At 72.5% G+C, this 21,650-nt stretch carries 17 protein-coding genes and 1 pseudogene; 14 read left to right on the forward strand and 4 right to left on the reverse strand.

Going from position 1 to position 21,650, the window contains the following annotated elements:
• Positions 1-272: 272 nt before the first annotated feature.
• The 4 genes from hutU (at position 273) to hutI (ending at position 6,017) form a co-directional block, all read left to right on the forward strand.
• Complete coding sequence (hutU, locus tag ACOBQU_RS23010; RefSeq protein ID WP_423629194.1) at positions 273-1,946, forward strand: urocanate hydratase; 1,674 nt, start codon at positions 273-275, stop codon at positions 1,944-1,946.
• Positions 1,947-2,099: 153 nt separating this feature from the next.
• On the forward strand, positions 2,100-3,302 hold the full coding sequence (locus tag ACOBQU_RS23015) for an allantoate amidohydrolase (RefSeq protein ID WP_423634653.1): 1,203 nt from the start codon (positions 2,100-2,102) through the stop codon (positions 3,300-3,302).
• Positions 3,299-4,648, forward strand: coding sequence for a formimidoylglutamate deiminase (locus ACOBQU_RS23020; RefSeq protein ID WP_423634655.1), 1,350 nt, complete (start codon positions 3,299-3,301; stop codon positions 4,646-4,648). The genes ACOBQU_RS23015 and ACOBQU_RS23020 overlap by 4 nt, the downstream gene beginning before the upstream one ends.
• A gap of 202 nt (positions 4,649-4,850) precedes the next feature.
• Positions 4,851-6,017: an imidazolonepropionase gene (hutI, locus tag ACOBQU_RS23025; RefSeq protein WP_423629195.1), complete on the forward strand. Its 1,167-nt coding sequence runs from the start codon at positions 4,851-4,853 to the stop codon at positions 6,015-6,017.
• A 174-nt stretch (positions 6,018-6,191) separates the two neighbouring features.
• On the opposite strand, the gene ACOBQU_RS23030 is transcribed toward hutI, so the two are convergent.
• Positions 6,192-7,169, reverse strand: a complete 978-nt coding sequence (locus ACOBQU_RS23030) for an RNA polymerase sigma factor SigF (RefSeq protein WP_423634657.1) — start codon at positions 7,167-7,169, stop codon at positions 6,192-6,194.
• Between the two features lie 272 nt (positions 7,170-7,441).
• Between ACOBQU_RS23030 and ACOBQU_RS23035 the strand changes: the two genes are divergently transcribed.
• From ACOBQU_RS23035 to ACOBQU_RS23050, 4 genes and pseudogenes are all read left to right on the forward strand, one after another.
• Complete coding sequence (locus tag ACOBQU_RS23035) at positions 7,442-7,810, forward strand: STAS domain-containing protein (RefSeq protein WP_423634658.1); 369 nt, start codon at positions 7,442-7,444, stop codon at positions 7,808-7,810.
• Between the two features lie 415 nt (positions 7,811-8,225).
• Positions 8,226-8,740, forward strand: a pseudogene (locus ACOBQU_RS23040) (ATP-binding protein).
• 264 nt (positions 8,741-9,004) lie between these two features.
• Positions 9,005-9,823, forward strand: coding sequence for an LPXTG cell wall anchor domain-containing protein (locus ACOBQU_RS23045; RefSeq protein WP_423629196.1), 819 nt, complete (start codon positions 9,005-9,007; stop codon positions 9,821-9,823).
• A 111-nt stretch (positions 9,824-9,934) separates the two neighbouring features.
• Positions 9,935-11,017: a hypothetical protein gene (locus ACOBQU_RS23050; RefSeq protein ID WP_423629197.1), complete on the forward strand. Its 1,083-nt coding sequence runs from the start codon at positions 9,935-9,937 to the stop codon at positions 11,015-11,017.
• 84 nt (positions 11,018-11,101) lie between these two features.
• Here the strand turns inward: ACOBQU_RS23050 and ACOBQU_RS23055 are convergent, their stop codons facing one another.
• Positions 11,102-12,592 carry a peptide MFS transporter gene (locus tag ACOBQU_RS23055; RefSeq protein ID WP_423629198.1) on the reverse strand — a complete coding sequence of 497 codons (1,491 nt, stop codon included), beginning with the start codon at positions 12,590-12,592 and terminating at the stop codon, positions 11,102-11,104.
• Positions 12,593-13,150: 558 nt separating this feature from the next.
• Here ACOBQU_RS23055 and ACOBQU_RS23060 point away from each other — a divergent pair.
• Both ACOBQU_RS23060 and ACOBQU_RS23065 read left to right on the forward strand, forming a co-directional pair.
• On the forward strand, positions 13,151-13,828 hold the full coding sequence (locus ACOBQU_RS23060) for a response regulator transcription factor (RefSeq protein WP_423629199.1): 678 nt from the start codon (positions 13,151-13,153) through the stop codon (positions 13,826-13,828).
• A 255-nt stretch (positions 13,829-14,083) separates the two neighbouring features.
• Positions 14,084-15,370 (forward strand): ATP-binding protein, encoded by a 1,287-nt coding sequence (locus ACOBQU_RS23065; RefSeq protein WP_423629200.1) that lies wholly within the window; start codon positions 14,084-14,086, stop codon positions 15,368-15,370.
• 37 nt (positions 15,371-15,407) lie between these two features.
• On the opposite strand, the gene ACOBQU_RS23070 is transcribed toward ACOBQU_RS23065, so the two are convergent.
• Entirely contained in the window at positions 15,408-15,926 is a 519-nt protein-coding gene (locus ACOBQU_RS23070; protein WP_423629201.1) for a GtrA family protein, read from the reverse strand.
• Positions 15,927-16,235: 309 nt separating this feature from the next.
• On the opposite strand from ACOBQU_RS23070, the gene ACOBQU_RS23075 reads away from it, so the two are divergent.
• The 4 genes from ACOBQU_RS23075 (at position 16,236) to ACOBQU_RS23090 (ending at position 20,189) form a co-directional block, all read left to right on the forward strand.
• A complete protein-coding gene (locus ACOBQU_RS23075) occupies positions 16,236-17,375 on the forward strand; it encodes a 5-(carboxyamino)imidazole ribonucleotide synthase (protein WP_423629202.1) in 1,140 nt (379 codons plus the stop codon).
• On the forward strand, positions 17,372-17,914 hold the full coding sequence (gene purE, locus ACOBQU_RS23080; protein ID WP_423629203.1) for a 5-(carboxyamino)imidazole ribonucleotide mutase: 543 nt from the start codon (positions 17,372-17,374) through the stop codon (positions 17,912-17,914). Before ACOBQU_RS23075 ends, purE begins: the two co-directional genes overlap by 4 nt.
• A gap of 4 nt (positions 17,915-17,918) precedes the next feature.
• Positions 17,919-19,124 carry a dipeptidase gene (locus tag ACOBQU_RS23085; RefSeq protein WP_423629204.1) on the forward strand — a complete coding sequence of 402 codons (1,206 nt, stop codon included), beginning with the start codon at positions 17,919-17,921 and terminating at the stop codon, positions 19,122-19,124.
• Positions 19,125-19,268: 144 nt separating this feature from the next.
• Positions 19,269-20,189 carry an alpha/beta fold hydrolase gene (locus ACOBQU_RS23090; protein ID WP_423629205.1) on the forward strand — a complete coding sequence of 307 codons (921 nt, stop codon included), beginning with the start codon at positions 19,269-19,271 and terminating at the stop codon, positions 20,187-20,189.
• Positions 20,190-20,248: 59 nt separating this feature from the next.
• On the opposite strand, the gene ACOBQU_RS23095 is transcribed toward ACOBQU_RS23090, so the two are convergent.
• Positions 20,249-21,406: an acyl-CoA dehydrogenase family protein gene (locus tag ACOBQU_RS23095; protein ID WP_423629206.1), complete on the reverse strand. Its 1,158-nt coding sequence runs from the start codon at positions 21,404-21,406 to the stop codon at positions 20,249-20,251.
• Between the last annotated feature and the right edge of the window lie 244 nt (positions 21,407-21,650).

Here is a 21,650-nt window from a genome sequence, read left to right on the forward strand (position 1 = left end):
TCCAGCACCCGCGTCGCGTCGTCCGGGCCGACGGGCCCGCCGGGCTTCCGCACCCGCCTCGCGTCGTACGCGCCCCGCGCCCCGCCGTCGTCCCTACCGGGCCCGGTGGCCCGCTCGTCCGTGCCCAGAGCTTCGGCTTCGTGATCGTGACCCATGGGTCCAGGCAATCATCCGACCCCCGGGCCCGTCGTCCGTACGACGCTATTGACTAGCCCTATTCACGGCTCCAGGATGTGAATAACAAGGTCACAAAGCCGGAGGAGGCACCCGCCATGTCAGGACCCCGCCCTGTACGAGCGCCGCGCGGCACCGAGCTGAGCGCCCTGGGATGGCAGCAGGAGGCCGCCCTGCGGATGCTCCAGAACAACCTCGACCCGGAGGTCGCCGAGCACCCGGACAAGCTCGTCGTCTACGGCGGCACGGGCAAGGCGGCCCGCGACTGGCGCTCCTTCGACGCGATGGTGCGCACCCTGAAGACCCTGAAGCAGGACGAGACGATGCTCGTCCAGTCCGGCCGCCCCGTCGGCGTCCTCCAGACCCACGAGTGGGCGCCGCGCGTGCTCATCGCCAACTCCAACCTGGTCGGCGACTGGGCCAACTGGGAGGAGTTCCGCCGCCTGGAGGCCCTCGGCCTGACCATGTACGGCCAGATGACGGCCGGTTCGTGGATCTACATCGGCACCCAGGGCATCCTCCAGGGCACCTACGAGACGTTCGCCGCCGTCGCCGCGAAGAGGTTCGGCGGCACGCTCGCCGGGACCATCACCCTCACCGCGGGCCTCGGCGGCATGGGCGGCGCCCAGCCGCTCGCCGTCACCATGAACGACGGCGTCGCGATCTGCGTCGACTGCGACCCCCGCGCCATCGAGCGCCGCATCGAGCACAAGTACCTGGACGTGAAGGCCGATTCGCTGGACCACGCGCTCCGGCTCGCCACCGAGGCCCGCGACGCCCGCCGCCCCCTGTCCATCGGCCTGCTCGGCAACGCGGCCGAACTGCTGCCCCGCATGCTCGCCGAGGGCGCCCCCGTCGACATCGTCACCGACCAGACGTCCGCCCACGACCCGCTGTCCTACCTCCCGGTCGGCGTGGCCTTCGACGACATGGCCTCGTACGCGGCCAAGGACCCGGCGGGCTTCACCCAGCACGCCCGCGAGTCCATGGCCCGGCACGTCGAGGCCATGGTCGGCTTCATGGACGCGGGTGCCGAGGTCTTCGACTACGGCAACTCCATCCGAGGAGAGGCCCAACTCGCGGGCTACGAGCGGGCGTTCGCCTTCCCCGGCTTCGTGCCCGCGTACATCCGCCCCCTCTTCTGCGAGGGCAAGGGCCCCTTCCGCTGGGCGGCCCTGTCCGGCGAGGCCTCCGACATCCACAAGACGGACCGGGCCATCCTGGACCTCTTCCCCGAGGCTGAGTCCATTCAAAACGCGTCCCTGCACCGCTGGATCAAGATGGCGGGCGAGCGCGTCCACTTCCAAGGCCTCCCGGCCCGCATCTGCTGGCTCGGCTACGGCGAGCGCGACCGCGCGGGCGAGCGCTTCAACGACATGGTCGCCTCCGGTGAGCTCCAGGCCCCCCTCGCCATCGGCCGCGACCACCTCGACTGCGGCTCCGTCGCCTCCCCGTACCGCGAGACCGAGGGCATGAAGGACGGCTCCGACGCCATCGCCGACTGGCCCCTGCTCAACGCCATGGTCAACGTCGCCTCGGGCGCCTCCTGGGTCTCCCTGCACCACGGCGGCGGCGTCGGCATGGGCCGCTCCATCCACGCGGGCCAGGTCACCGTCGCCGACGGCACCAAGCTCGGGGGCGAGAAGATCCGCCGGGTGCTCACCAACGACCCCGGGATGGGTGTCATCCGCCACGTCGACGCCGGGTACGAGTCCGCGGACTCGGTGGCAACCGAGCGTGGCGTGCGTGTGCCGATGAGGGAGGGGCAGTGAGCGCGTCGCCCAATCGGCCTTCGGCCTCGTCCTCAAACGCCGGACGGGCTGAATATTCAGCCCCTCCGGCGTTTGAGGAGCGGGGGTCCAGGGGGCGGAGCCCCCTGGTTTCGGGAAGGGGCGGGCTTGGGAAAATCCCCCTCCTTCCAGCAGATGTGGCGCGACCTCAGCCCCATCGGCCGCCACCCCCACACCCACGGCTACCGGCGCTCCGCCTGGACCGGCGCCGACGCCGACTGCCGCACCTGGTTCCAGGAGCAGGCCGAGTCCCGGGGCCTCGCCTACGAGACGGACCGCAACGGCAACCAGTGGGCCTGGCTCGGCGACCCGGCCGCCGGGGACGCCGTCGTCACCGGCTCCCACCTGGACTCCGTCCCCGACGGCGGCGCCTTCGACGGCCCCCTGGGCGTGGTGTCGGCCTTCGCCGCGCTCGACGAACTCCGCGCCAGGGGAGCGGAGTTCACCCGCCCGCTCGCCGTCACCAACTTCGGCGACGAGGAGGGCGCCCGCTTCGGCCTGGCCTGCGTCGGCTCCCGGCTGACCGCCGGGCAGCTCACCAAGGAGCAGGCGTACGAGCTGCGCGACGCCGACGGCGTACGCCTGCCGGAGGCGATGGAGGCCGCCGGGTACGACCCGGAGGCGATCGGCCCCGACCCCGAACGCCTCGCCCGTATCGGCGCGTTCGTCGAGCTGCACGTGGAGCAGGGCCGCGCCCTGGACCTGACCGGCGACCCGGTGGGCGTCGCCAGCGCCATCTGGCCGCACGGCCGCTGGCGCTTCGACTTCCGGGGCGAGGCCAACCACGCGGGCACCACCCGCCTCGTCGACCGCCGCGACCCCATGCTCAGCTACGCCGAGACCGTCCTCGCCGCCCGCCGCGAGGCCGAACTCGCGGGCGCCGTCGCCACGTTCGGCAAGATCTCCGTCGAGCCCAACGGCGTCAACGCCATCCCGTCCCTGGTGCGCGCCTGGCTCGACTCGCGCGCCCCCGACCAGGACACCCTCGACACGGTCGTCACGGGCATCGAGAAGGAGGCCCGCGCGCACGCCGACCGGCACGGCGTCGACCTCGCCGTCGTACGGGAGTCCTTCACCCCGGTCATCGAGTTCCAGCACGCGCTGCGCGACGAGCTGGGCGCGATCCTGCGCGGGCGCACCGGCCGGGACGTGCCCGTGCTCGGCACCGGCGCCGGACACGACGCGGGCATTTTGTCCGCCTCGGTCCCGACCGCCATGCTGTTCGTGCGCAACCCCACGGGCGTCTCGCACTCCCCGGCCGAGTTCGCGGCCGAGGACGACTGCGTGGCGGGCGTGCGCGCACTCGCCGACGTACTGGAGGGCCTGGCGTGCCGGTGACGCAGACGTACTGGGCGGAGCACGCCTGGCTGGAGACCCACGTCGAGCCGGGCGTGGCGCTCGACGTGGGCGCGGACGGGACGATCGCCGCCGTCCGCACCGGCGTCGACGCCCCGCCGCCCGGCGCGACCGTGCTGCGCGGCCTGACCCTGCCGGGCCTGGCCAACGCCCACTCGCACGCCTTCCACCGGGCGCTGCGCTCCACCGTGCAGGTCGGCAGCGGCACGTTCTGGACGTGGCGCGAGGTCATGTACTCCGTGGCCGACCGGCTCACCCCGGACACGTACCACGCGCTCGCCCGCGCCGTGTACGCCGAGATGGCCCTCGCCGGGATCACCGCCGTCGGCGAGTTCCACTACCTGCACCACGCGCCCGGCGGCACGCCCTACGCCGACCCCAACGCCATGGGCGAGGCCCTCATCGCGGCCGCCGCCGACGCGGGCATCCGCATCACGCTCCTCGACACCGCGTACGTGGCCTCCGGCCTGCGCGGCGCCACCGAGGGCGAGCCGCCGAACCGCCACCAGCTGCGCTTCTCCGACGGGACGGCGGAGGCGTGGGCCGAGCGGGCCGCGCTCCTGAAAGACCGCGAGCACGCGCGCGTGGGCGCGGCCATCCACTCCGTGCGGGCCGTGCCCGCCCGGCAGTTGGGCACGGTGGCCGAGTGGGCCGCCCAGCGGGGCGCCCCGCTGCACGTCCACCTCTCCGAGCAGACCGCCGAGAACGAGGCCTGCCTCGCCGTGCACGGGTGCACGCCCGCGCGGCTGCTCGCCGACCACGGGGTGCTCGGGGCGCGCACCACCGGCGTCCACAACACCCACCTCACCGACGAGGACATCGCCCTCATCGGCGGCACCGGCACCGGCACCTGCATGTGCCCGACCACCGAGCGCGACCTCGCCGACGGCATCGGGCCCGCGCCCGCCCTCCAGCGGGCGGGCAGCCCGCTGTCCCTCGGCAGCGACAGCCACGCCGTCATCGACCTCTTCGAGGAGGCCCGCGCCCTGGAGCTGAACGAGCGGCTGCGGTCGCGCACGCGGGGCCACTGGACCGCGGGCGCGCTGCTGCGGGCGGCCACCGCGGACGGCCACGCGGCGCTCGGCTGGCCGGACGCCGGGGTGCTCGCCGCCGGGGCGCTCGCCGACTTCACCACCGTCGCGCTGGACTCCGTGCGGACGGCCGGGGCCGTGCCGCGGCTCGCGGCGGAGGTAGCGGTGTTCGCGGCCGGGGCGGCGGATGTGCGGCACACGGTGGTCGGGGGGCGGCAGGTGGTCCGGGACGGCGCGCACACGAGGGTCGCGGATGTTCCGGCGGCGCTGGCGAAGGCGGTGGCGGCGCTGCGCTGACCCGGCGGGGCGCGCGCCCCGCCCCACTGGCGCCCCGCGCCTCGTCCTCAAGCGTCAGACGGGCTTGATGGTGCCGGTCGCGGCGGAGTTCCGGCCCGTCCGGCGTCTGAGGACGAGGCCGAAGGCCGATTCTCGGGGGTGCTGGGCGCCCCCGCCAGCAAGGGGCGCCCCGCGAAGGATCACACACGACGGACAGGACCCGATGAGTACCGCCATCACCAACATCTCCAGCCTCGTCACCAACGACCCCGCCCTCGGAGAGGGCAAGCTGGGCCTGGTCAAGGACGCGGCCGTCGTCCTGGAGGGCCCCCGGGTCGCCTGGGTGGGCCCCACCCACAAGGCCCCGCCGACGGACACCGCGTACGACGCGGAGGGCCGCGCGGCCATCCCCGGCTTCGTCGACTCCCACTCCCACCTCGTCTTCGCGGGCGACCGCACCCAGGAGTTCAACGCCCGCATGGAGGGCCGCCCCTACGAGGCGGGCGGCATCCGCACCACGGTCGCCGCGACCCGCGCCGCCACCGACGAGCAGCTCGACGCGAACGTCGCCCGCTACCTGCGCGAGGCCCTGCTCCAGGGCACCACGACCTTCGAGACGAAGTCGGGGTACGGCCTCACGGTCGAGGACGAGGCCCGCGCACTGCGCATCGCCGCGCGGCACACCGACGAGGTCACCTACCTCGGCGCGCACATCGTGTCCCCGGACTACGCCGACGACCCGGCGGCCTACGTCGACCTGGTCACCGGCCCGATGCTGGACGCGTGCGCCCCGTACGCCCGCTGGATCGACGTGTTCTGCGAGAAGGGCGCCTTCGACGGCGACCAGGCGCGGGCGATCCTCACGGCGGGCAAGGCGAAGGGCCTGCACCCGCGCGTGCACGCCAACCAGCTCGGCCACGGCCCCGGCGTGCGGCTCGCCGTGGAGCTGGACGCCGCGTCCGCCGACCACTGCACCCACCTCACCGACGCCGACGTCGACGCGCTCGCCCACAGCGACACGGTCGCCACGCTGCTGCCCGGCGCGGAGTTCTCCACCCGCGCCGAGTGGCCCGACGCGCGCCGCCTGCTCGACGCGGGCGCGACCGTGGCGCTGTCGACGGACTGCAACCCCGGCTCGTCGTTCACGTCGTCCGTGCCGTTCTGCGTCGCCCTCGCCGTACGGGACATGGGCATGACCCCGGACGAGGCGCTCTGGTCGGCGACGGCGGGCGGCGCGGCGGCCCTGCGCCGCACGGACGTCGGCCGCCTCACCCCGGGCGCCCGCGCCGACCTGGCGCTGCTGGACGCCCCGAGCCATGTCCACCTGGCGTATCGCCCCGGCGTCCCGCTGGTGTCGCACGTGTGGCAGCGCGGCACCCGCGTGCGCTGAACCGGCCGCCGTACGCCGGGACATGGGGAAACATGGGGGAAACGGCCGTGGGGCCCGCCTCAACAGGCGGGCCCCACGGGGCGTTTCACCGGCACGACGCGGGCGGCGTCGGCGTCACTCCTCGACCGTCGCTACTCCTCGACCGCCGTTACTCGTCGTTATCCTCGACCGTCGTCACTCTTCGACCGTCAGGCCCTTGCGCAGGCGCACCAGCGTGCGCGAGAGCAGCCGGGAGACGTGCATCTGGGAGATGCCCAGCTCCTCGCCGATCTCGGACTGGGTCATGTTCGCCACGAAGCGCAGCGAGAGGATCTTCCGGTCGCGCGGCGGGAGTTCGGCGATCAGCGGCTTCAACGACTCGACGTACTCGATGCCTTCGAGCCCGTGGTCCTCGTAGCCGATGCGGTCGGCGAGCGCGCCTTCGGAGTCGTCCTCCTCGGGCTGTGCGTCGAGCGAGCTGGCCGTGTAGGCGTTGGACGCGGCCATCCCCTCGATGACCTCGTCGTTGGAGAGGCCGAGGCGCTCGGCCAGCTCGGCCACCGTCGGCGCGCGGTCGAGCTTCTGGGCCAGCTCGTCGCCCGCCTTGGCGAGGTCGAGGCGGAGCTCCTGAAGGCGCCTGGGGACGCGCACCGACCACGACGTGTCGCGGAAGAACCGCTTGATCTCGCCGACGATCGTGGGCATCGCGAAGGTGGGGAACTCGACGCCGCGGCTCAGCTCGAACCGGTCGATGGCCTTGATGAGGCCGATCGTGCCGACCTGGATGATGTCCTCCATCGGCTCGCTGCGGGAGCGGAACCGGGAGGCGGCGAACTTCACCAGGGCCAGGTTCAGTTCGACCAGGGTGTTGCGGACGTAGGCGTGTTCGTGGGTGCCTTCTTCGAGGGATTCGAGACGTTCGAAGAGGGTCTTGGACAGGGCCCGCGCGTCCAGCGGTCCCACTTCGTCGTACGGCGGGATCTCGGGGAGGTCCGCGAGCTGCTCGCGCCCCTCGTCCGGGCGCTCCTGGGGCTCGTCGGTGGACGGCGGGGCCGTCGCGGAGGGGTGGTGGGGGGTCTCGGGGCGGTCTGGCGGGGCCGCCAGGGCCGCCGGGGCTGCCGGGGGTGTCGACGTCGCTTGGTCAGTACGCGATTCGTCGAGCCGGGGTGACATGGTCTCCTCCATCGTTCTCGGCATATGGCTGCCGATGCCACTACGTGCACTGCGGTGTGCGGCGCCTCCATGGCCGTCCGGGTCGATTGATGTCCCTTCTACCCCTACCCGCTTCCGGCGCGGGGTCGCAAGTGCGCTCTGGGGAGAAATGTCCGAATTCGGGGGGATGTTCGGGTACCCCGGGGCGTAGGGAAGGCGTAATGTTCAAGGGCGTCATCGCGTGCCACCGCACGCGCCTGTATCAGCCACGACGGTCGGAAGAGAGTGACGGCATGGACCGCGGGACGGTCGGCAGCGCACACAGGGGCCGACTTCTGGTCGAAGTCCGCAAGGAGGGCCGCAGTGCCGTCGTGACCCCGGCGGGTGAGCTGGACCACCACACCGCCGATCTGCTGCGCGAGCCGCTCGAGGGCTGCGTGGAGCAGGGGTTCTCACGGCTCGTGGTCGACTGCTCACGGCTGGAGTTCTGTGACTCCACGGGGCTGAACGTGCTCCTGGGGGCCCGGTTGAAAGCCGAGGCCGCGGGGGGTGGGGTGCACCTCGCGGCCATGCTGCCGGTCGTGGCCAGGGTGTTCGAGATCACGGGCGCCGACGCCGTCTTCACCGTCCACGAGACGCTGGAAGCGGCCCTGGCCGACTGAGCCGGGCGTGACGGCGGTCGGCGCGGAAACGGTTGTGCGCCGGTGGCGCGTCGACGGTGCGAACGTTATGTGCCAGTTGTCACTCTGTGACCAATACGTTACCAGCGTCACACGGATCCTGGCGAATCCGTGGGTGTTCGCACGGAACGGCCGGGCAGGAGTCACCCTGAATCTGTCGTCAACAGCCACGAGGCCGACCAGCGGCCAAGCAAGCGAGCCAGTGATCACGCCGGTCAACGGCTCGGTCATCGGCTCGGCCAACGAGTCGGTCATCGAGCCAGTCATCAAGTCAGTCATCAAGTCAACGTCAGAAACGGCAAGCGGCCAGGAGCCGGATTCCGGGCGGGCGACCGCCGCCGGAGCCCTTCGTCCCGTCACTTGTCCAGAGTCCTCTTGTCGGTGAGGTGAAGTGCTGATGAGCACCACCCGGCCTTACTCGCCGGGCGACCGTGGCCCGGACCCGGAGGCCGCCGTGGCGGACGCCGCCGCGCCCGCGGGCGCCCCGGAGACCGGGGACCGCCAGGTCCGCAGCCTGAGCCTGGACGGCGCGAGCGGTGTCGTGCCGCTCGCGCGCGACTTCACCCGCGAGGCCCTGCACGCCTGGGGCTGGCTGCCCGCCGTCGGCGCCGACCGCCGCGCGGCCGCCGAGGACGTCCTGCTCGTCGTCTCCGAGCTGGTGACCAACGCCTGCCTGCACGCCGAGGGCCCGGACCAGCTGTGGCTCTCCTGCGACCACGGCCGGAAGGTGCTGCGCGTCGAGGTCTCCGACCGCGGCGCGGGACAGCCCGCGCCGCGCACCCCGCACCGCGCGGGGCGGCCCGGCGGGCACGGCATGTTCATCGTGCAGCGGCTCTGCCTCGACTGGGGCGTGGCCCGCACCCCGGGGCGACGGGCAAGACGGTGTGGGCCGAGCTGGGGGCACCCGGCTAGCGCGCCGCCGTCCCCCAGCGGGATCGTCCGCGGTTCCCCACGCGCCGGATCCATGCCTACGGGTCCGGCGCGTCGTCATGCCCTCAGCCTTGCCCTCAGTCATGCCCTTGGTCATGCCCTCGGTCAGGTGCTCGCCGTCCCGCCGCTCCCGCTCTCGCTCCCGCTTTGCGCCGCGCCTTCCGTCGCTTCCTCTCTCTTCCCTCCTCAAGGTCCCCGGCGTACCTTGAGCGCCCGATCTGATGTGTCGTCAGCAAATCCCCCTGGATGAGCGCGGCACGGACCAGGCCGCACCACCGGCATGAGGGGAAGAACGAGGTGTCGTACCAGAGGAAACCGGCCGCGCTCGTGCTGGCCGCCGCCCTGGCCGGACCGGGGCTGCTGCTCACCGCGCCCGCCGCCCGCGCCACGGTCCAGGACGTCGACTACCAGTGCAGGACCCCCATCGGCAACAAGGGCGCCGTCTCGCCCATCGACATCAGGAGCGTCCGCAGCGGCGGCGGCTACAAGCTCTCCATGTCCTTCCAGAAGGGCGTCTCCTCCAGCCCCGTCGAGCTGGGCAAGGGCGCCATGAAGCCGAGCGCGCTCATCGAACTCGGCGGCGCGGGCAGCGGCACCGTCTCCGTCTCCGGTCCGCCCAACAGCACGGCGATCCCCGCCAACACCCCCATCAAGATCAGCACCCTGACCGGCACGTACACGCCGAAGAAGTCCGGCAAGGTCACCTTCACCGCCGGGGTCCTGACCATCAGGGCCCTCGGTACGACGACGACGTGCACGCCCTCGAACGACCCGAAGCCGTCGCTGACCCTGACGGTCAAGGCCGCGGGAGGCTCGGGCGGCTCGGGCAGTGATGCGGGTACGGGCCCGGGGAGCGGGGCGGGTTCCGGCTCTGGCTCTGGCCCTGGGTCGGGCTCCGGTTCCGGATCCGGGTCGGGCTCCGGTTCCGGTGAGGACCAGTTGCCGCAGACCGGGCCCACCGACTCCGTCATCGCGCTCGGCACGCTCGGCGGCACGGTGCTGCTCGCCGGGGCGGCCGGGGCGCTGTGGCTGACGCGGCGGGGCCAGGCGGCGCGGTCGCGCTGACCACGGGGCGAGACCACGGGCGAGACGGCGGGGCGGGACGGCCGCGCCGGGCTGGGGGCTGACGTGAGGGTGCGGTTCGTTCGGAGTGCGGCGGGTTTCCCCTCGCTCGCGGTGGTCGTGGCGCTGGCGCTGGTCCTGGAGTTCGCGCTCGGGGCCCTGGTGCCGGGGGCCGGGGCGGTCGCGGGCGCGGCGGAGGGCAGGCCCCGCGTGACGCTGTCCACGTCCCAGGCGGGCAGCGGCGGTTCGGTCCTCGTCAAGGGCGCGGGGTGGCGCGAGCGCGCCCTGCTGATGATGCTGGTCTGCGGTCGGGCCACCCCCGCGGGCGGGGTGCCCGGCGGCACCGACTCCTGTGCCAACGCCGAGGGCCGTGCCGTCACCGCCGACGCCGAGGGCGCCTTCCGCGAGCGGCTGCCCGTCGCCGAGCCCCCGGTGCCCTGCCCGTGCGTCGTGCACGTCGCCACCGTCACCGGGAGGAAGGCCAGCGCGGACGCCGCGCTCCAGGTCGCCGGGCACCCGGTGGCGCCGCTGCCCAGGGCGCGCGGCGGGCGGCTGTCCGTCCTCACGGACACCCGGCTGGACGGCGCGAGCGGCCTGCTCACCTGGTTCGGCTCCCCGCCCACCCGGCGGCTGGTCGTCACCGTCGGCAACGTCGGCTCCACCCCCGTCCGGAACCCCGTGTTCCAGGTCGGCACCGCGCACGGCGTGTTCGCGCCCTCCTGGGAGGAGCAGCAGTGGCGCGGCACGATCGCCCCCGGCCGCAAGGCGCGGATCACGCTGCCGGTGGAGTTGCCCGCGGGCGCGCACGGCGACTACCTGGTGTCCCTGAGGTACGGCGGACAGGTCCTCGCCGAGCAGCCGTGGGACGTGGGGCGGCCGTGGGGCGTCACCCTGTTCTGGGTGCTGCTGTGCCTGGTGGTGCCGGTGGCCGTGTTCCGCGTCGGCATGGCCGTCGTCGACCGGCTCCGCCCGGCGCGCGCCCCCCGTCGCCGCCCGCCGGGGCGCCACCGCGCCGCCCGGCTCACCGACCTCGTCCGGCGCCTGCGGCTGCCCGGGGGCGCCGCCACCGCCGGGCGCCCGGCCCGCGACGGCACTCGTCCTCGTACCCGTACGGACCCGGCGCCCGGTGCGCTGCCCTGGTTCACGCCGGACACCGCGCCGTCCGACCACGGCCCCCCGACGGAGGGCGGGCCCTGAGGGGGCGCCCGGGCACGGTATGCGTGAAGGGCCGCCGCACCACGAGGTGCGGCGGCCCTTCACGCATACCGTGCCCGGGGGCGGCTAGTTCACGTCGCCCATCAGGGACTTGACCTTCTTGCGGTACATGTAGACCGCCAGGCCCGCGAGGACGGCGAGGGTGGCCTCCATGGCGACCACGCCCGTCTTGTTGAGGTCGACGCCCGCCGTGGACAGGAGGCTGGTGGTGCAGTCACCGGCGGTGACGGCGAGGAACCAGACGCCCAGCATCTGGGAGGCGTACTTCTCGGGGGCCATCTTCGTGGTGACGGACAGGCCGACCGGGGAGAGGCACAGCTCACCGACGGTGTGCATGAAGTAGATCGCCACCATCCAGTACGCGCCGACCTTCTCGCCGTCCGCCGCCATGGTCAGCGGGATCAGGAAGACGAAGAACGAGGCGCCGATCAGGATCAGGCCGGAGGCGAACTTCACGACCGTGCTCGGCTCCTTGCCGCTGCGGTTCAGCGCCAGCCACAGCCAGGCGACGACCGGGGCAAGGGCCATGATCAGGACCGGGTTGACCGACTGGTACCAGGAGACCGGGAAGTCGAAGCCGAGGATCGAGGTGTCCGTGGAGTTCTTGCCGAACAGGGCCACGGTCGACGCGCCCTGGTCGTAGATCATCCAGAAGACGGCGGCGGCCACGAAGAACCAGATGTACGCGGTCATCTTGGACTGCTCGACCTGGGACAGCTCCTTGTCGCGCTTGATGCGCGTGAGCACCGAGATCGGGATGACCAGGCCGAGGAGCGCGATCGGGACCGTCGCCCAGTTCAGCGTGTAGACGCCGGTGGCGACCGTGACGCCGTAGAAGACGACCGCGGCGATGACCCACAGCATGGCCTTGCGGAGCAGGCCCATCAGCTCCGGCTTCTCCACCGGCTTCGGTACGACGCTGCTGCGCTCGCTCAGGTGGCGGCCGCCCAGCAGGAACTGCGCGAGGCCGAGGCCCATGCCGACGGCGGCGAGGGCGAAGCCCAGGTGCCAGTTGACCTTCTCGCCGACCGTGCCGATGGCGAGCGGCGCGATGAAGGCGCCCAGGTTGATGCCGATGTAGAAGACCGTGAAGCCGCCGTCGCGGCGCGGGTCGTCCGGGCCGTCGTAGAGGTGGCCGACCATCGTGGAGATGTTGGCCTTCAGCAGGCCGGAGCCGATCGCGACGAGGACCAGGCCGAGGAAGAACATCGCCTGGCCCGGCAGCGCCAGCGTGATGTGACCCGCCATGATCACCAGGGCGGCGATCGTGATCGTCTTGCGCGGGCCCCACAGGCGGTCCGCGAACCAGCCGCCCGGCATGGCGAGCAGGTACACCATGGCCATGTAGATCGAGAAGATCGCCGTGGCCGTGGCGGCGTTCATATCCATGCCGCCGGGCGCGACCAGATACAGGGGGAGCAGGGCCTTCATGCCGTAGAAGCTGAAGCGCTCCCACATCTCGGTCATGAAGAGAGTGGCCAGGCCGCGGGGGTGGCCGAAGAAGGTCTTCTCGGAGCCAGGAGCGCTGGCCGAGTCCTTCGTCAGGCTGGACGCCATGGGTCGATCCTCGTGGTGTACGGGACGCGCGCGGCCCGGGGGCCGGGGACGCGCCCGGTGGGGGGCGGTCGGCACCGGCGCCGGGCCGCCCGCCCCCGCGCCTGGCCGGGGGTTCGCTCCGCTGCGCGGGGTACGAGGGACGGCGACACCGAGATCCACACCCCGGGACGCATCATCGCGTGCGGGGCCCGACCACAGGTCATTCCTTTCCGGGCTGGCGATCGCCAGCCCGCACACAGAAGAGACCTTCAGGCGCTCAATAGCGGCCAAAGGTCCTTGAGTGGTGCTACAGGCTTCTCGCCACCATACGCCACGACACTTCGGCATTTGGAAGGACTTGAGAGATGGATCACAGGTTACGTCGGAACCAACGGCACACAATCCAAGGTGTTTCTTAGACCTACCCAAGGATCGCATCCCGGAGCGTGAAGTTCCGCGAGACGGACGATGACGTTCCGGGAGCGGGCGCCCCCACGGGGCGGCGCACGGCGGGATGCGGGGGCGCGCACGGCGGCCTGGGCCCCTCGCCGGTGGTCCGGCGCGGACTACCATCACTGCATGACCCGTGTACTGCTCGCCGAGGACGACGCGTCCATCTCGGAACCGCTGGCCCGCGCCCTGCGCCGGGAGGGGTACGAGGTCGAGGTGCGTGAGGACGGACCGACCGCGCTCGACGCCGGGTTGCAGGGCGCGGTGGACCTGGTCGTGCTCGACCTCGGCCTGCCCGGCATGGACGGCCTGGAGGTGGCCCGCCGCCTGCGCGCCGAGGGGCACACGGTGCCGATCCTGATCCTCACCGCCCGCGCGGACGAGGTGGACACGGTGGTCGGCCTCGACGCGGGCGCCGACGACTACGTCACCAAGCCGTTCCGCCTCGCCGAGCTGCTCGCCCGGGTCCGGGCCCTGCTGCGGCGCGGCGCCACGGAACCGGCGCAGCCGCCCGCCACGCACGGGGTGCGCATCGACGTCGAGTCCCACCGGGCCTGGATGGGCGAGGAGGAACTCCAGCTCACGGCCAAGGAGTTCGACCTGCTGCGGGTGCTGGTGCGCGACGCCGGGCGCGTGGTCACGCGGGACCAGCTGATGCGGGAGGTCTGGGACACCACGTGGTGGTCCTCCACGAAGACCCTCGACATGCACATCTCCTGGCTGCGCAAGAAGCTGGGGGACGACGCGGCGAATCCGCGGTATATCGCGACGGTACGGGGTGTTGGCTTCCGCTTCGAGAAGAGCTGAGTCTGGCCGGGGGCCTTGGCGGTTCTTTCCCACCCGCCCGCCCGTCTCGGCCTGGTTGTGAGGTGGGCGCTCCTCGTCTTGGCTGGGCGCCGTCGGCGGCTGCGGGTGGGGGCCCGTCGCCGCCCCCTGCCGTTCGGGGTGCCCCCTAGGGAGGGCGGGCGGGGAGAACCCCCGCCGTAGCGGTGGGGCGAGGGGTGGCCCCTGACCCCGGGGCACACTGGACGGGTCCGTTACCCTGCCCGGCCGGAGGGCCCCGTGCGTCGTCGTCTCATCAACTCCACCCTCGCCGTGGTCCTCGTGGTCATCGCCGTCTTCGGGGTCTCCCTCGTGATCGTCGAGACCCGCACGATCAGCAACAGCGCCCAGGAGCGCGTGGAGTCCGAGGCGCTGCGCCTTGCCAGCATCGTGGACAGCCGTCTGATCGGCGACGAGCGCGTCAGCGGCGAGGTGCTGCGCAAGTGGGTGGACACCGACCGGTACGCCCGCATCGAGATCCCGGGCCGCGCCCCCATCGAGGTCGGCGCCCGCCCCCCGGGCGACGTCATCCGGGCCACGGAGGACGGCGAGGAGGGCGAGCGGGTCACCGTGGAGGAGCCGCGCACGGCGGTCACGCACGAGGTGGGCCGCACCCTGCTGATCATCGGCGGCGTGGCGCTGCTCGCGATCGTCGCGGCCGTCCTGCTCGCCGTACGCCAGGCCAACCGCCTCGCCTCCCCGCTCACCGACCTCGCGGAGACCGCGGAGCGCCTCGGCTCCGGCGACCCCCGCCCCCGCCACCGCCGCTACGGCGTCCCGGAGCTGGACCGGGTCGCCGACGTCCTGGACGCCAGCGCGGAGCGGATCGCCCGGATGCTGACGGCGGAGCGGCGCCTGGCCGCCGACGCCTCGCACCAGCTGCGCACGCCGCTGACGGCCCTGTCGATGCGCCTGGAGGAGATCACCGTCACCGACGACCTGGACACGGTCAAGGAGGAGGCGACGATCGCGCTGGCGCAGGTGGAGCGGCTCACGGACGTGGTGGAGCGGCTGCTCACCAACTCGCGGGACCCGCGCACCGGCTCCGCCGTCGCCTTCGACCTGGACGAGGTGATCAAGCAGCAGCTGGAGGAGTGGCGCCCCGCCTACCGCAGCGCGGGCCGCGCGATCGTCAGCTCCGGCAAGCGGCACCTGACGGCGGTGGGCACGCCCGGCGCGGTCGCGCAGGTCCTGGCGGCGCTGATCGAGAACTCCCTGATGCACGGCGGCGGCACCGTCGCCCTGCGCACCCGCGTCACCGGCAACCAGGCGGTCGTAGAGGTCACCGACAGCGGCCCCGGCGTGCCCGCGGACCTCGGCGCGCGGATCTTCGAGCGGGCCATCAGCGGCCGCAACTCCACCGGCATCGGCCTCGCCGTGGCCCGTGACCTGGCCGAGGCGGACGGCGGCCGCCTGGAGATGCTGCAGGCGAAGCCGCCGGTGTTCGGGCTGTTCCTGTCGCGCACGCCGGGCTGCCGGGACGAGGGCGCGGGCGGCGAGCCGACGGGCGGCGGGACGGTCCGCTGAGCGCCGCCGGGCCGCCCCGAGGCCGCCCGCGCCGGGGTCAGCGGCTGCCCCGCGCGGCGGACGGCGCGGGCCGCTCCGCGTCGCTCTCCAGGAACGATTCGGCATGCGCGACGGCCTCGCGCGCGGGCAGCGCCCGGAACACCCAGGAGCGGTAGGACCAGAAGCGGAACAGCGTGGCGATGCCCATGCCGAGGAACTTGAAGAAGTTCGTCTGGAGCTTGCTGTCCCAGTCGAACCCGTAGGTCGCGACGTACAGCACGCCGTTCTCGATGACCAGGCCGACCACGCTGAACAGCAGGAACAGCGTCAGCTCCCGGGTGCGCCCACTCTTGTCGCGGTCACGGTAGGTGAAGTACCGGAACCCCACGTAGTTGCAGCAGATCGCCACGACCGTGGCGATCACGCTGGCGCGCACCACCTGGAGGTCCGTGACATGCCGTACGAGGTTGAACACGGCGAAGTTGACCAGCGTGCCCACCGCGCCGACGGCCCCGAACTTGGCGACCTCGCGTGCGAGCTGGTCCAGTCGCACCCTCAGTGCGCCACGGTCCGTCATGGTTGGTCGCCCCAGCCCCCGCGTCGGTGTCAGTGTCAGTGTGTCGATGTGTCGGTGTCGGTCCGCGTCGGTCCACGACGGCCCGCGACGGCCCGCGTCAGGCCGCGGCAGTCCGGGTCGGTCCGGAACGTTCGCCGTGATGTGTCGCCGTGGTGGGCGGTTTCCCCGTTCGCGTCAACCCAGCCATGCTAACCAGCGCCCTCGGACGGCGCGCGCGGGCGCCGCCACTCTGTGGCACCCCTGTGACGCCCGCACGTGACGCCCGCACGCGGAATCGGCCCCGCCCCGGACGGCCGATACCCTGTGGGTGTGACGTTCCCGGTAGTCGGCATGGTCGGCGGGGGCCAGCTCGCTCGTATGACACACGAGGCGGGCATCCCGCTCGGCATCAGGTTCAAGCTCCTCAGTGACACTCCGCAGGATTCCGCGGCGCAGGTCGTCAGCGACGTCGTCATCGGCGACTATCGCGACCTGGACACGCTGCGCGACTTCGCGCGGGGCTGCGACGTGATCACCTTCGATCACGAACACGTACCCACCGAGCACCTGCGGGCCCTGGAGGCGGACGGCATCCCCGTGCGCCCGGGGCCCGACGCGTTGGTGCACGCCCAGGACAAGGGCGTGATGCGCGCCAAGCTGGACGCGCTCGGGGTGCCCTGTCCGCGCCACCGCATCGTGACCGATCCGGCGGACGTGGCCGCGTTCGCGGCGGAGGGCGACGGCTTCCCCGTGGTCCTCAAGACCGTGCGCGGCGGGTACGACGGCAAGGGCGTGTGGGTGGTGCGCTCCGCCGAGGAGGCCGCCGAGCCGTTCAAGGCGGGCGTGCCCGTGCTCGCCGAGGAGAAGGTCGACTTCGTACGGGAGCTGGCGGCGAACGTCGTCCGCTCCCCGCACGGCCAGGCCGTGGCGTACCCCGTGGTGGAGTCCCGGCAGGTCGACGGCGTCTGCGACACGGTGATCGCGCCCGCCCCCGGCCTCAGCGACGACCTCGCCGGGCGGGCCCAGGACCTGGCGCTGCGCGTGGCCCGCGAGCTGGGCGTCGTCGGGCACCTGGCCGTCGAGCTGTTCGAGACCCACGACGGCCGCGTCCTGGTCAACGAGCTGGCGATGCGCCCGCACAACTCCGGCCACTGGACCCAGGACGGCGCGGTCACCTCCCAGTTCGCCAACCACGTCCGCGCGGTCCTCGACCTGCCCCTCGGCGACCCGCGCCCGCGCGCCCGCTGGACGGTCATGGCCAACGTCCTCGGCGGCGACTTCCCCGACATGTACGGCGCGTACCTGCACTGCATGGCGCGCGACCCGAAGCTGAAGATCCACATGTACGGCAAGGACGTGAAGCCCGGCCGCAAGGTCGGACACGTCAACACCTACGGCGACGACCTCGACGACGCCCTTGAGCGCGCCCGTCACGCTGCCGGATACCTCAGAGGAACGATCACCGAATGACCTCCCCGCAGTCGCCCGCCGTCGGCATCGTCATGGGCTCGGACTCCGACTGGCCCGTCATGGAGGCCGCCGCCAAGGCCCTCGACGAGTTCGAGATCGCGTACGAGGTGGACGTGGTCTCCGCCCACCGCATGCCGCGCGAGATGGTCGCGTACGGCGAGCAGGCCGCCGACCGCGGCCTGAAGGCGATCATCGCCGGAGCCGGGGGAGCCGCCCACCTGCCGGGCATGCTCGCGTCGGTGACCCCGCTGCCGGTGATCGGCGTGCCCGTACCGCTGAAGTACCTGGACGGCATGGACTCGCTGCTGTCCATCGTGCAGATGCCCGCGGGCGTGCCGGTGGCGACGGTGTCGGTGGGCGGCGCGCGCAACGCGGGCCTGCTCGCGGCCCGCATCCTCGCCGCGCACGACGGTGAACTCCTCGCCCGCATGCGGGAGTTCCAGCAGGAGCTGAACGACCAGGCCACCGAGAAGGGCAAGCGGCTGCGCGCCAAGGTCGAGGGGGCGGGTTCCGGATTCGGCTTCGGGTCGGGAAAGTAGCGGCATGACGAAGCTGCCTGACTCCCTGGCCCGGGCCCGCGCCCTGCTCGCCGAGTTCCCCGTCGTGGACGGTCACAACGACCTGCCGTGGGCGCTGCGCGAGAAGGCCGGGTACGACCTCGACCTCCTGGACATCGCCGACGACCAGGCGGGCAGGCTGCACACCGACCTGGCCCGGCTGCGCTCCGGCGGCGTCGGCGCGCAGTTCTGGTCGGTGTACGTGCGCACGGACCTGGCGGGCGACACGGCGGTCAGCGCCACGCTCGAACAGATCGACTGCGTGGACCGCCTGCTGGCGCGCCACCCGGCCGACCTGCGCCGCGCCCTGACCGCCGCCGACATGGAGGCGGCCCGCGCCGAGGGCCGCGTCGCCTCCCTGATGGGCGCCGAGGGCGGCCACTCCATCAACAACTCGCTGGCCACGCTGCGGGCGCTGTACGCGCTCGGCGTGCGCTATATGACGCTCACGCACAACGACAACACGGCGTGGGCGGACTCGGCGACGGACTCCCCGGGCGTGGGCGGCCTGTCGCCGTTCGGCCACGAGGTGGTCCGCGAGATGAACCGCCTGGGCATGCTGGTGGACCTCTCGCACGTGGCGGCGACGACGATGCGGGCGGCCCTGGACACCAGCGTGGCCCCCGTGATCTTCTCCCACTCCTCCGCCCGCGCGGTCTGCGACCACCCGCGCAACATCCCGGACGACGTCCTGGAGCGCCTGCCCGCGAACGGCGGCGTGGCCATGGCCACCTTCGTACCGAAGTTCGTGCTCCAGGCGGCGGTCGACTGGACGCTCGCGGCCGACGACAACATGCGGGCGCACGGCTTCCACCACCTGGACACCACCCCGGAGGCGATGAAGGTCCACGCGGCCTTCGAGGAGCGCCACCCGCGCCCGGTCGCCACCGCCGCCACGGTCGCCGACCACCTCGACCACATGCGCGAGGTCGCGGGCATCGACCACATCGGCATCGGCGGCGACTACGACGGCACGGCCTTCACGCCGGACGGCCTGGACGACGTGTCGGGCTATCCGAACCTGATCGCCGAGCTGCTCGACCGCGGCTGGTCCGACGCCGACCTCGCCAAGCTGACCTGGCGCAACGCGGTGCGGGTGCTCGGCGCGGCGGAGGACGTGGCGCGGCGGGTGCAGGCCGAGCGGGGCCCGTCGATCGCGACGCTGGCGGAGCTGGACGGCGCCGGAAGCTGACACTCCGTCAAGAGCCTTGAGGGGCGCGGCCACTGAGGCCGCGCCCCTTCTTCACCGCCAGGTATTGAAACGCACAGTCCAAATGAGTTACCGTCCTCGCAAGTAATGTACTGAACGATCCAAAACGGGGATGGGGAGACCGGCATGACCGAGGCAGTGACCCGCGAGTGGACCGACGAGGACCTGGCCCGCTCCCTGGACGGCGACTTCACCAGCGCGCACGCCGAGGTGAACGGCGTCCGGCTGCACTACGTCGAGGGCGGCAGCGGCGCGCCGCTCGTGCTGCTCGGCGGCTGGCCGCAGACCTGGTGGCAGTTCCACAAGATCATGCCCGCGCTCGCGCGCCGCTTCCGCGTGATCGCCGTGGACCTGCGCGGCATGGGCGGCTCGGCCAAGCCCCCCGCGGGCTACGACAAGAAGACGATGGCCGAGGACATCCACGCGCTCCTGCGCCACTTCGGCCACGACAGCGCGTACGTCGCCGGGCACGACATCGGCGCGATGGTCGCGCACGCCCTCGCCGCCAACCACCCCGAGGCCGTGCGGAAGCTGGTCCTCCTGGACGTGCCCCACCCCGACGAGCACATCCGCCAGCTCACCCTGCTCCCCGCCGCCGGGTCCGGCGCGGACGGGGAGGGCGCCCCCGGCATCTATCTGTGGTGGTTCGCCTTCAACCAGGTCAAGGGCCTGCCGGAGAAGCTGCTCGACGGGCGCGTCGGCCTCCTCCAGGACTGGCTCTTCGGCTATCTGCTCAAGGACCCGTCCTCGATCGACGACCGCTCGCGCGCGGTGTACGCCGCGGCGTACTCCACTCCGGACGCGATCCGCGCGGGCAACGCCTGGTACCAGGCGTTCCTCCAGGACGCCGACGACTTCGCGACGTACGACCGCCTGCGCACGCCCGTGCTCGTCCTCGCGGGCCACTTCAACCACGCGTTCCTGACGTCCGTCATGCCCGAGCACGCCAGGGACGTCCGCGTCGAGCTGCTGGCGGACAGCGGCCACTACCTCGCCGAGGAGCAGCCGGAGCGGGTGACGCGGGAGCTGACGGCGTTCTTCGCCTGAGACGGCACGGCCCGGGCCCCCGGCGCGATGCCGGGGGCCCGGGCCGTACGGATGTGGCGTTACGGCAGGTTGCGGGCCATCACGATCCGCTGGACCTGGTTCGTGCCCTCGTAGATCTGGGTGATCTTGGCGTCGCGCATCATGCGCTCGACCGGGTAGTCACGGGTGTAGCCGTACCCGCCGAGGAGCTGGACGGCGTCCGTGGTGACCTCCATGGCGATGTCCGAGGCGAAGCACTTGGCGGCGGCGCCCTGGTAGGTGAGGTCGGCGTCGACGCGCTCGGAGGCCGCGGCGGCCTGGTAGGTCAGGGCGCGGGCGGCGGAGATCTTCATGGCCATGTCGGCGAGCATGAACTGCACGCCCTGGAAGTCGGCGATCGGCTTGCCGAACTGCTTGCGCTCCTGGACGTACCCCTTGGCGTAGTCCAGGGCGCCCTGGGCGATGCCGAGGGCCTGGGCGGCGATGGTGATGCGGGTGTGGTCCAGGGTCTTCATGGCCGTCGCGAAGCCCGTGCCCTCCGCGCCGATCATGCGGTCGGCGGGGATGCGCACGTTGTCCAGGTAGACCTCGCGGGTGGGGGAGCCCTTGATGCCGAGCTTCTTCTCCGGGGCGCCGAAGGACACGCCCTCGTCGGACTTCTCCACGACGAAGGCGGAGATGCCCTTGGAGCGCTTCTCGGGGTCGGTCACGGCCATGACCGTGTAGTACTCGCTGACGCCCGCGTTGGTGATCCAGCGCTTCACGCCGTTGAGGACATAGTGGTCGCCGTCCCGGACGGCCTTGGTCTTCATGCCCGCCGCGTCCGAGCCCGCGTCCGGCTCGGAGAGGCAGTACGAGAACATGGCGTCGCCCTTGGCGAGCGGCGTCAGGTACTTCCGCTTCAGCTCCTCGGAGCCGGAGAGGATGACGGGCAGCGAGCCCAGCTTGTTCACCGCCGGGATCAGGGACGAGGACGCGCAGACCCGGGCCACCTCCTCGATCACGATGACCGTGGCGAGGGCGTCGGCGCCCGCGCCGCCGAACGCCTCCGGGACGTGCACCGCGTGCAGGTCGGAGGCGACCAGGGCGTCCAGGGCCTCCTGCGGGAAGCGCGCCTCCTCGTCGACCGCGGCGGCGAACGGCGCGATCTTCGTCTCGGCGAGCGAACGGATCGTGTCGCGGAGCATGATGTGCTCCTCGGACGGGCGGTACAGGTCGAAGTCAGCCGATCCGGCCAAGGTATCTCACGCTCCCATGACGCTAACTACCGTTAAGTAACCCAAATTTTAGTGGCGCTGCCCACGCGGGGGATACGTGAGCTTGACGACAGCGGGCGCCCTGCCGGGCGACCGGCGAGCGGCTACCGGGCAGCCGTCGGGCAGCCGTCGGGCGACGGTCGGGCACCAGGGGAGAACGTGCCCCGTGAGCGGCCCGGATACGCCCGACTATGCTCGGGCACCGCACTGACGCGCGGACACCTGG

Source organism: Streptomyces sp. G45 (assembly GCF_049542095.1).
GTDB lineage: Bacteria > Actinomycetota > Actinomycetes > Streptomycetales > Streptomycetaceae > Streptomyces.